Consider the following 10805-nt stretch of genomic DNA (forward strand, 5'->3'; position numbering starts at 1 on the left):
CCTTGCAGGCTTTCGGACGCCGGCCGCCGAGCACGCGGCGACCTCCCTCATGCGGCCGGCATCCGAAACCCTTCACAAAATGCGACCCCGCGGCGAGAACAGCTTTTGGCGCAAAGCGGACAGCAGCGCCAAGTCCCGAAGCGGCAACGGGCCACGTCTGGACATTGGGGGCTTCGCTCACGCCCCTTCCGCATCCCCGCCATAAACGAGGCAGAGCATACGGGTCGAGAGGGGCGGATGGATGCCGCAATGGAGATGAGCCAACACAAGGGAGAAGCCAATGACCAGATCAAATGCGATGATTATTCGCAAAGCCTACGAGGACTTCGCACAGGGAAACGTCCCTGCGGTCTTTGCAGCCTTCGATCCGGGCATTACTTGGCATGTTCCCGGCCATAGTCCGCTGTCAGGCGACTACACCGGGCACGATCAGGTCGGGAGCTTCTTTCAACGCACGACGGAGCTTTCCGGGAACGTGTTTAGCATTGACGTGCACAACGTATTGGCCGATGGCGATGTCGTGGTTGCGTTGGCCACCGTGAATGCACAAAGAAGCGGGGTATCCGAGTCATTTCCAGAGGTGCATGTCTGGAAAATGAGGGATGGGAAGGCGGTCGAGTTTCGTGAGTATCAAGGTGACGAGCAGCGAGAGGATCGCTTCTGGTCCTGAGACTCATATTTCGGTCTGCCTTTTGGTCATGAAGTCAGCGAGGCGAAATTCCGCGGCGACCCCGCGCATGTCTGCTTTATCCGCCAAGCAGGCACCGCTGGTTCGGATGCGCGCTAGATCAGCTTCTCCGCGCTTAGCGTCGCTTCGATCTCGGCAAGGATCCGCGCCAGCCTGTCTGCCCATGCTTTCTGTCCGGCCTGATCGGTGATCAGGTCCTGGCGGATCTCTAGTCCCGTGTTCATCAGGCCGCGCCTCTCGCCATGGACCGGGATCGTGTAGTCGGTCTCGTCGCTGACCGCATAGGGCTCGTTATTGCCGACCACGAGGTCGCCTTCGCTGCGCAGACGCCTCAGCAGCAGCGGCGGCAGCACGATGTCGCGGTGATAGAGCGTGCCGATATGCCAGGGGCGCGCGATCCCGGCATAAACCGGTGTGAAGCTGTGCATGGACAGCAGCACCGTCGGCTTGCCCGCGTGCAGCCGCTGGTCGATGATCTCGCCGATCCGCCGGTGATAGGGATCGAAGATCGCCTGCCGCCGCGCCTGCGCGGCTTCGCGCGTCAAACCCTCATTGCCGGGGATCGTGGTGGCTTCGCTGATCAGCGGTATCGAGGCTGCGACATGTGGGGGGCGGTTGCAGTCGATCACGAGCCGCGAATAGCGATGCGCGATCAGATGCGCGTCGAGCTGCGTCGCAAGCTGCTCGGCAACTTCGGCGATCCCGATGTCCCAGGCGATGTGCCGCGTCAGCTCGTTTTCGGAGAGGCCGAGATTGCCGAGCACGCGCGGGATCAGCCGCCCATAATGGTCGCAGGTGAAGAGGAACGGCGAGCCGCCTTCGGCATTATGTTCGTGGACCGGCGGGATGTTTTCGTCCGTGAGCAGGAACGTCGCGCCGGTCGTGGTATCCAAGATTTTATCCTCAACTTTGCCTATCGAAGTGGCACGCCGATCTTAAAAATGAGCAGCGCCCACTATAGATTAGACCGCCGAAAGTCACGATGATTGCCGCACGATGCCGCTACTCAAGATTCGTCACAAGACCGTATATCGCTACACCCATCCGGTGGCGTTCGGCGAGCACCGCATCATGCTGAGCCCGCGCGACAGCCATGACCTGCGCGTGGTCGAGAGCGATCTCAGAATCGCGCCGCAGCCGATGTCGCTGCGTTGGATCCACGATGTGTTCGGCAACAGTGTGGCAATCGCGGCTTTCGACGAGCGGGCGGACACGCTGTCGTTCATCTCGACCGCCACCGTCGACCATAATCCGGCCGAGGAGTTCGCGCTGACGCCCGACGACCCCGCTTATTTCTATCCATTCCTCTATGACGAGGACGAATTTCCGGATTTGCTGCAATATATCAGGCCGCAATATGCCGATCCGGACGGCGAGCTTTCGGCCTGGGCGCGGCAGTTCCTCGATGCCGAAGCGCCGACGCCGACGTTCAAGATCCTCAGCGGCATGACCCATGGCATCCGTGAAAGTTTTAATTATCGCAAGCGCCATGAGCAGGGCACGCAGCATCCGCTCGATACGCTGCAGACGGCTTCCGGCTCCTGCCGCGACTATGCGCTTTTCATGATCGAGGCGCTGCGGCGCCTTGGCATCGCCGCGCGTTTCGTGTCCGGCTATCTGTCGACGCCTTCGGACAGCTTCCATGTCGGCGGCGGCTCGACCCATGCCTGGGTGCAGGTCTACCTGCCGAGCGCGGGCTGGATCGAGTTCGATCCGACCAACGGCATCGTCGGCACGCGCGATTTGATCCGCGTCGCCGTCGCCCGCGATCCGCGCCAGGCGGTCCCGCTGCACGGCGTCTATCTCGGCGCGGCGGACGCCTTCGTGAACATGGAAGTTGCGATCGCGGTCGAGCCGGTCGGCGAGGAGGAGAGGGAGAGCGAGCTGGCATGATCGAGATCAAGGTCGGCTTCGAGATTGCCTATGCGGCCGCGCAGCCGACGCCGATGGTGATGATGCTCTCGATCCATCCCTCGCGCTTCCAGGACATCATCGGCACCGAGACAATCATAGCCGAGCCCAATGTCCCGATCGGCTTCTATCGCGACAGTTTCGGCAATGTCTGCGGCCGCCTGGTGGCGCCGGCCGGCGGCGTGACCTTGCGCGGCCACGCCTTGGTGCGCGATTCCGGCCTGCCTGAGGTCGTCAACCCGAGCGCGCAGCAGATTGCGATCGAGCAATTGCCGGACGAGATGCTGCTCTATCTGATGCCGAGCCGCTACTGCGAGACCGACAAGCTCACCGACATCGCCTGGTCGCTGTTCGGCAACACGCCGCCCGGCTGGGCGCGGGTGCAGGCGATCGTCGAGTTCGTGCACCACCACGTCACCTTTGGCTATCAGCATGCTCATCACATGAAGTCGGCGCATGATGTCTACGAGCAGCGCACCGGCGTCTGCCGCGACTTCGCCCATCTCGCGCTCACCTTCTGTCGCTGCATGGGCATCCCCGCGCGCTACTGCACCGGCTATATGGGCGACATCGGCGTGCCGCCCGACCCCGCGCCGATGGATTTCTCCGGCTGGTTCCAGGCCTATCTCTCGGGGGAGTGGTACACATTCGATGCCCGCCACAACGTGCCGCGCATCGGCCGCATTTTGATGGGCACCGGCCGCGACGCCGCCGACGTCGCGCTGACCACGAGCTTCGGCTGCATGACGCTGACCAAGTTCATCGTGATTAGCGAAGAGGTGGCGGCGGCCTAGTTCTCCGTCATTGCGAGCCAACGGATCGCGCGAACGCGCACCCGATGACAGGCTCCGCGAAGCAATCCACGCCTCCACAAGTGGCGAGATGGATTGCTTCGCTCCGCTCGCAATGACATAGAAAGCCATGATCTCCGACCGTCTCTTCGTCTACGGCACTTTGATGCGCGGTTTCGACCATCCGATGGCGCGGCTGCTTTCGGGCAATGCCGATTTCATCAGTGAAGCGCGCTGCCGGGGCCGGCTCTACTTGGTTAAGCATTATCCCGCGCTCGAGCTCTCCGATGATCCCGTCGACGTCGTGCACGGCGAATTGTTTCGCCTGCGTGTCCCGGACGAGCTGCTGCGCGAGTTCGACATGTATGAAGCCTGCGGCGAGGGTTTTCCGCAGCCGACCGAATATGTCCGCCAGATGCTGCCGCTCACCTTGGCCGACGGCACCGCGGCCGAGGCGTGGACCTATGTCTACAACTGGCCGGTCGCGCGCCTGCCGCGCATCGCCTCGGGCCGGTTCCTGGAGCTGTAAGCTACTCCTCGCGCACGAGGCGGATGTCGACCTCGCGCTCGACATAGCTCCACTCTTCGGTTGCGCGCAGCATCGCCACCATTTCGTCGAACAGCGCGGTGTGCTCGGGGGCGAATTCGAACCAGGTGAGGAAATCGAAGGGCTCGCCGAGGTCGCGGCTGTGGAAGAGCTGCCGCGCGATTGCGGGCAGATATTTCAGCGTGCCGGCGATGTGGTGCGACTTGTCCTCGAAGATCTCGCGCCGCTCTTCCGGTGTCAGATTCCACCATGCCACCGTTTTCCGGATCGGGATCAGCGCCGCGCAGCTCGCCTCGCGCCGGCCAAGCCCGGCCTGCTGCGCATCGAGCTGTTCCTTCTCCGCGCGGTTGGTATAGTGCAAATAGCTGATGACGCCGGCGAGCCGCCAGGCCGTGGTCGACGGCAACAGCGGCAGCGCGATCGCCTCGCTTGCGATGATCGACAGCGCCGGCACGCGCGGCAATGTCTCGCCCTTCACCTTGGAGATCGAGGTGATGCGCCAGCCGCCGCTCTGTCCGCCTCTAAATGTCGTAAACATGCCACTATCCAACAGCGGAACCGGGCGGGGTGCAAGATGCCATTACCACCGAGGGCTCCAACGGAGCCCTGAGCGGCCTGTGAATACCGGGCGAATCGCCACAATCCTGATACTTTGAGCCCGCGCTCACTATATCGGTGACCTCTCACGCTGGCCCCAAATCCGCCCCATGCGCTTCACCCCGCAATTCCTCGACGAGCTGCGCGCCCGGCTTCCGGTCTCGGAAGTCGTAGGCAAGCGTGTGCGGCTGAAGAAGGCGGGCAAGGAGTGGAAGGGGCTGTCGCCGTTCCAGCAGGAGAAGACGCCCTCGTTCACGGTCAACGACCAGAAGGGCTTTTATCACGACTTTTCCTCGGGCAAGCACGGCAACATCTTCGACTTCGTGATGGAGACGGAGGGCGTCTCCTTCCCCGAAGCGGTCGAGCGGTTGGCCTCGATGGCCGGCATGCCGCTGCCGGCGGCAACGCCCGATGCCGCCCGCCACGAGCAGCGCCGCAAGACGCTGCATGACGTCATGGAACTCGCGGCAAAGTTCTTCGCCGACACGATGGCCTCGCGGAACGGGGCAAAGGCGCGCGGCTATCTCGCCGACCGCGCGATCTCGCCGGCCACGCAATTGCAGTTCCGCCTCGGCTATGCGCCGCCCGACCGCTTCGGGCTGAAGGAATTCCTGGGCTCCCAGGGCATTTCGACCGAGGACATGGTCGAGGCGGGGCTTTTGGTCGCCGGCGACGGCATCCCCGTGCCTTACGACCGCTTCCGCGACCGCGTGATGTTTCCGATCACCGATCTGCGCGGCCGCGTGATCGCCTTCGGCGGCCGCGCGCTGGAGAAGGACGTCCCCGCAAAGTACCTGAATTCGCCGGAAACCCCGCTCTTCCACAAGGGCGATAACCTCTACAATCTCGCCACCGCCCGCCAGGCCGCCCATGACGGCGCAGCCCTGATCGTGGTCGAAGGCTATGTCGACGTCATTGCCATGGTCACCTCGGGTTTTGCCGGCGCGGTGGCGCCGCTCGGCACTGCGCTCACCGAGAACCAGCTCGCGCTGCTCTGGAAGATGGCGGACGAGCCGATCCTCTGCTTCGACGGCGACCGGGCCGGCCAGAAGGCGGCCTATCGCGCTGCCGATCTGGCGCTGCCGCATCTGAAGCCCGGCAAGAGCCTGCGTTTCGCGCTGTTGCCAGAAGGCCAGGACCCCGACGACCTCGCCCGCTCGGGCGGGCGCGGCGCGATCGAGGAGGTGATCTCGGCCGCCCGCGGCCTTGCCGAGGTGCTCTGGTCGCGCGAGATCGAGGGCGGCAATTTTGCAACGCCCGAGCGCCGCGCCGCCCTTGAGGCCCGGATCGGCGAGCTCACCAATGCCGTCCGCGACGAGGTGGTCCGCCGCTACTACCGGCAGGATTTTGCCGAGCGCCTGCAGCGCAATTTTGCTCCCGCGACCGCACGTAGCGGCTATGGCCGCGGCCCGTTCCGCTCAGCCAAAGGCGGCGAATCATCCCGCCGTTTTGCGCCCCGCGCCCCGGGTGGCAGCCGATTCGGCCCGCCAGCAGGCCCGGCCCAGGGGCTGCTCCCCGGCCCCTACCAGGCGGCGAGCCCGCAGCTCGCCAATAGCCCGATCATGCACGGCCAGCGCAGCGCGCTGTCCCGCCGGGAATCCTTGATTCTGCAGACCCTGATCAACCATCCCTGGCTATTGCACGACCATCTGGAGGAGGTCGCGGCCCTCGAGCTCGCCCACCCCGAGGCGCACAAGCTCCGCGCCGGCATCATCGCCGCCTTCGCCAACGATCACCACCATTCTCCCGACGAGGAGGAGCAGGCCGAAAAAATGCGGGCCGATCTCGAGGCGGGCGGATTTTCACAAATCCTTCAAAGGGTTGAGCGGGCGATCACGACCCAGGCGGTGTGGGGCGTCAAGGTCGGCGCGGCACGCGAGGATGTTCTTTCCACCTGGCGGCAACTCGTTGCCTTGCATCAGAAAACACATGCATTACTTAGGGAAAGGAAGGACGCCGAGCAGGCTTTGGCCGAGGATTCCAGCGAGGCGAACTTGGCGTGGCTGCGGGACATCCAGGCACGAATGGCAGAAGCCGAAGGCACCGAGGCCCTGATCGAGGGATTTGGTGAGCTGTCGGGCCGGTTCCAGCGCAGCGTATGATGAAAGAATCATGCGGACGGTTCGGGCCGGACCCGCAAAAAGACTCGCCAAACCCATGGTTTGGCTGCAAAAACAGGGTTAAGCGAAACTTAATAGGCACACCCTTATTTGGTGTGCAGACCGTCAGGGCGGACTAAAGCGGAATTATGGGGTGGCGACATGTTGCGCCGCCCTTTCCGTATCATGAGCATGGTCGGGGAGGACGTAACGGTTTTCCTGATCCTGCTCAAGCGAAGAGATTGAGTGCGAATGCTTCTTACCAAAAGGAAGCTGTCGCGCTTGTGACGTCAGTGGATCATGAGAGGCGCGCGTCGCAACGCCGGCCTCACGTGAAGCGCGTTTCGGGAGCTTGATGAATGGCCACCAAGGCAAAGACGCTGCAGGTTAAGGACAAGGAAAAAGACGACAAGGCAGCGGATGCCCCCGAGAAGGAACAGGCGGATGCGCCGTCGCCCTTGCTTGACCTCTCGGATGCTGCCGTCAAGAAGATGATCAAGCAGGCCAAGAAGCGCGGCTTCGTGACCTTCGATCAGCTCAACGAAGTGCTTCCCTCCGACACAACCTCGCCGGAGCAGATCGAGGACATCATGTCGATGCTCTCGGACATGGGCATCAACGTCACCGAGGCCGACGACGTCGACGGCGAGGAAGAGGACAAGGACACCGACGACGAGACCGATAACGAGCTTGTCGAGGTCACGCAGAAGGCCGTCACCGAGGTCAAGAAATCCGAGCCGGGCGAGCGCACGGACGATCCCGTGCGCATGTATCTGCGCGAGATGGGCACTGTCGAGCTGCTCTCGCGCGAGGGCGAAATCGCCATCGCCAAGCGCATCGAGGCCGGCCGCGAGGCGATGATCGCAGGCCTGTGCGAAAGCCCGCTGACCTTCCAGGCCATCATCATCTGGCGCGACGAACTCAACGAAGGCAAGATCTTCCTTCGCGACATCATCGATCTCGAAGCAACCTATGCCGGCCCGGACGCCAAGGGCGCCATGAACACGGCGATGATCGCGGGGCCGGTCGCTGACGGCGCGTCCGCCGCCGAGGGCGAAGGCGAGACCGGGCAGGCCGCGCCCGCCCATGTCGCCCCGCCTGCTGCACCGCCGTCGCCGACCCCGTTCCGATCAGCGCCCGCCGGCGGCGAGCCTGAGGGCGAGGAGAAGGATCCGGGCGAGGCCGCCGCCGAAGCCGACATGGACGACGACGAGTTCGAGAACCAGATGTCGCTCGCGGCGATCGAGGCCGAGTTGAAGCCGAGGGTGGTCGAGACCTTCGACAAGATCGCGTCCGAATACAAGAAGCTGCGGCGCCTGCAGGAGCAGGACATCGCCAACCAGCTCCAGAGCGAGTCGCTCTCGCCCTCGCAGGAGCGCAAGTACAAGAAGCTGAAGGACGAGATCATCGTCGAGGTGAAGTCGCTGCGCCTGAATCAGGCCCGCATCGATTCGCTGGTCGAGCAGCTCTACGACATCAACAAGCGGCTGGTCTCGTTCGAGAGCCGGATGATGCGGCTTGCCGACAGCCACGGCGTCGCGCGCGAGGATTTCCTGCGCAACTACCAGGGCTCGGAGCTCGATCCGCGCTGGCTCAACCGTGTCTCGAAACTCTCCGCCAAGGGCTGGAAGAATTTCGTCCACCACGAGAAGGACCGCATCAAGGATCTGCGCCACGACATCCAGCAGCTCGCTGCGCTCACCGGCCTCGAGATCGGCGAGTTCCGCAAGATCGTGCACGGTGTGCAGAAGGGCGAGCGCGAGGCGCGCCAGGCCAAGAAGGAGATGGTGGAAGCCAACCTTCGCCTCGTGATCTCGATCGCGAAGAAATACACCAACCGCGGCCTGCAGTTCCTCGACCTGATCCAGGAAGGCAACATCGGCCTGATGAAGGCGGTCGACAAGTTCGAATATCGCCGCGGCTACAAGTTCTCGACCTACGCCACCTGGTGGATCCGGCAGGCGATCACCCGTTCGATCGCCGACCAGGCCCGCACCATCCGCATCCCCGTGCACATGATCGAGACCATCAACAAGATCGTGCGCACCTCGCGCCAGATGCTGAACGAGATCGGCCGCGAGCCAACGCCGGAAGAGCTCGCCGAAAAGCTCGGCATGCCACTTGAGAAGGTGCGCAAGGTCCTGAAGATCGCGAAAGAGCCGTTGTCGCTGGAGACGCCCGTCGGCGACGAAGAGGATTCACATCTCGGCGATTTCATCGAGGACAAGAACGCGATCCTGCCCATCGACGCCGCGATCCAGTCGAACCTGCGCGAGACCACGACGCGCGTGCTCGCCTCGCTCACCCCGCGCGAAGAACGCGTGCTCCGCATGCGCTTCGGCATCGGTATGAACACCGACCACACCCTGGAAGAAGTCGGCCAGCAGTTCTCGGTCACGCGCGAACGCATCCGCCAGATCGAAGCCAAGGCGCTGCGCAAGCTGAAGCATCCGTCAAGGAGCCGGAAGCTGCGGAGCTTCTTGGATAACTGACGCACCAAAACAGGTGTCATGCCCGGGCTTGACCCGGGCATCCACGAAAACGGCGGGCAAAAGCCCGCCGTTTCTGTTCGTCTCATTGCTTGCACTTTTTTGACGTTAATCGTCGAAAGAATCCTTCCGGTGACCATTCCGGGAGGTTTCCCACTTTGTTTGCTTCGACAATCTTTTCAATTGGAGAAAGAGTCTTGATCTTGTCGATCGTTGTAAAGAAGTCCTCCCAGACTTTGAGCAATTGCTTTTGTCCTCCAAAGTACATCATCTCAGATGGGTCAGCTTTGTCGGATACCTTTTGAGCGTCGGTAAGGAAAATTAACCCTAGAATCTCGATCTCAGGATACTGGGTCTTTAGCCATTCGATGTGATTATGTCCCTGACCTATGTCGTCCTTCGACAGGGTGCTTTCGGCTGATTTGTCGGTCTTAAGCTCAAACGCAATCATTTTGCTGCTGTGGGCATCGAGCCAAAGATTGTCGGGTCCTTTTCCGAAATCTGTGCAAGGTCGGCTAGATACAAAGCCAAGTGCCGCGCCGATAGCGCGGATGGCCTCCTCGCACTGTTTGTGGCTGGCCGAAGTCGAGAACGCTTCTTTCGCTTCGATCCGGGATTTTGCGATTTTATCGTTTGTTTTCATGAGGTCCATCAGGACCAACTGGCGAATTGCTTCTTCAAGAGGCGTCTGAGGAGGCGCTGTTTTTTGGGGCTCGTTCGTCGCTCTTCGCGGAAGAGGAAGATTCCGCCCAATTCTGCGCCGGGCTTCATCGAATAAATCGTAGGCGGAGTCGGTCTTTCCGTCGGCGTAGTACGCGATGCCGGTCCAAATCGAATACCACCCTGCGAGCATTGGATCGACGATCGCGACGTCTCTTATCTCATTCTCCAGCTCTTTCGCTGCTCCCTCAGGGTTGTTATCCCAAAGCTTCGTCATAAATTTGACTTCGCTTTTTCCGGCTTTTTCTAACACCAAATTGTTCTGTTCGTTTTCTTGTAGCCTTCCCTGGGGAAGGTCTATGTCGTTGATGTTATCGCGGTAAAAATTGACCCAGCCGGAATCGCGACCAATCACCTTCTCCATTGTATCAACGACTGACTTCTTGGTGTGCTTTCCTGAAACCTGCTCCTCAATAGCTTCGCTGAGAAATAGTTGCTTCCTGAGCAGCTCGGGAAGCTGTGCCCTGTTTCTCTCATTCTTGAGCCAATTTTCGAGCTTGCGATCCGTGACAATAAAGAACCCAAAATCTTGTCTGCCGCGGATAATTCGGCCCAAGAGCTGCGTAATGCGAACGCTCAGCGTGTTGGATCGCAGTTGATCCATGTACAACCTCTCGAAGAGGTACTGCTCAATCAAGTTGCTTCCGGAAGGCAATCCATCCACGATCATGGATCGAGCCCCAGGTAGATCAATTCCGTCAAAGCGACCTGCCAACACAAAAGCGCCGACGCTACCTTTCCTAAACTTGTCGAGGTCGTCGGTAAATGTCTCAGTCGTTGGCTGGATCGCGAAATCCCATTGCTTTCCTCGGAAACGACTCGGTACGCCGATCAATACCTTCGTGCGCTCGGCCATAGCGCGTACGATATTCTTGTCGACGTTGCCCTGAAATGGACCCGCGGAGCGGGACCGCTTGAACCGGTTTGTTAGTTGGAAACTGACCGCTCCTGATCCCTTTCTAT

10 protein-coding genes are annotated in these 10805 nt (G+C 61.5%); 6 read left to right on the forward strand and 4 right to left on the reverse strand.

What is annotated here, in order from left to right; all coding sequences use genetic code 11:
- Positions 1 to 181: hypothetical protein (locus tag AC5ZG5_RS44690; protein ID WP_496165545.1), on the reverse strand; the 181-nt coding region annotated here is incomplete at its 3' end.
- Positions 182 to 280: 99 nt separating this feature from the next.
- Between AC5ZG5_RS44690 and AC5ZG5_RS44695 the strand changes: the two genes are divergently transcribed.
- Complete coding sequence (locus AC5ZG5_RS44695) at positions 281 to 670, forward strand: nuclear transport factor 2 family protein (protein WP_456647004.1); 390 nt, start codon at positions 281 to 283, stop codon at positions 668 to 670.
- A 113-nt stretch (positions 671 to 783) separates the two neighbouring features.
- Here the strand turns inward: AC5ZG5_RS44695 and AC5ZG5_RS44700 are convergent, their stop codons facing one another.
- Positions 784 to 1581, reverse strand: a complete 798-nt coding sequence (locus AC5ZG5_RS44700) for an N-formylglutamate amidohydrolase (RefSeq protein ID WP_456647003.1) — start codon at positions 1579 to 1581, stop codon at positions 784 to 786.
- Positions 1582 to 1684: 103 nt separating this feature from the next.
- Between AC5ZG5_RS44700 and AC5ZG5_RS44705 the strand changes: the two genes are divergently transcribed.
- From AC5ZG5_RS44705 to AC5ZG5_RS44715, 3 genes are all read left to right on the forward strand, one after another.
- Positions 1685 to 2581, forward strand: coding sequence for a transglutaminase family protein (locus AC5ZG5_RS44705; protein WP_456647002.1), 897 nt, complete (start codon positions 1685 to 1687; stop codon positions 2579 to 2581).
- Complete coding sequence (locus AC5ZG5_RS44710; RefSeq protein ID WP_456647005.1) at positions 2581 to 3393, forward strand: transglutaminase-like domain-containing protein; 813 nt, start codon at positions 2581 to 2583, stop codon at positions 3391 to 3393. The genes AC5ZG5_RS44705 and AC5ZG5_RS44710 overlap by 1 nt, the downstream gene beginning before the upstream one ends.
- Before the next feature lie 127 nt (positions 3394 to 3520).
- On the forward strand, positions 3521 to 3919 hold the full coding sequence (locus AC5ZG5_RS44715; protein WP_456647001.1) for a gamma-glutamylcyclotransferase family protein: 399 nt from the start codon (positions 3521 to 3523) through the stop codon (positions 3917 to 3919).
- Between the two features lies 1 nt (position 3920).
- Here AC5ZG5_RS44715 and AC5ZG5_RS44720 read toward each other — a convergent pair whose 3' ends face one another.
- The gene (locus tag AC5ZG5_RS44720) at positions 3921 to 4475 is read right to left on the reverse strand and encodes a chlorite dismutase family protein (protein ID WP_456647000.1); all 555 of its coding nucleotides are present in this window, start codon (positions 4473 to 4475) and stop codon (positions 3921 to 3923) included.
- A gap of 169 nt (positions 4476 to 4644) precedes the next feature.
- Between AC5ZG5_RS44720 and dnaG the strand changes: the two genes are divergently transcribed.
- Positions 4645 to 6636, forward strand: coding sequence for a DNA primase (dnaG, locus tag AC5ZG5_RS44725; protein WP_456646999.1), 1992 nt, complete (start codon positions 4645 to 4647; stop codon positions 6634 to 6636).
- A gap of 356 nt (positions 6637 to 6992) precedes the next feature.
- On the forward strand, positions 6993 to 9125 hold the full coding sequence (gene rpoD / locus AC5ZG5_RS44730) for an RNA polymerase sigma factor RpoD (protein ID WP_028168456.1): 2133 nt from the start codon (positions 6993 to 6995) through the stop codon (positions 9123 to 9125).
- Positions 9126 to 9207: 82 nt separating this feature from the next.
- Here the strand turns inward: rpoD and AC5ZG5_RS44735 are convergent.
- On the reverse strand, positions 9208 to 10805 hold a 1598-nt coding region (locus tag AC5ZG5_RS44735; protein ID WP_496165546.1), incomplete at its 5' end, for a helicase C-terminal domain-containing protein.

The sequence above is a fragment of the Bradyrhizobium sp. Ses1 genome, from assembly GCF_059512365.1.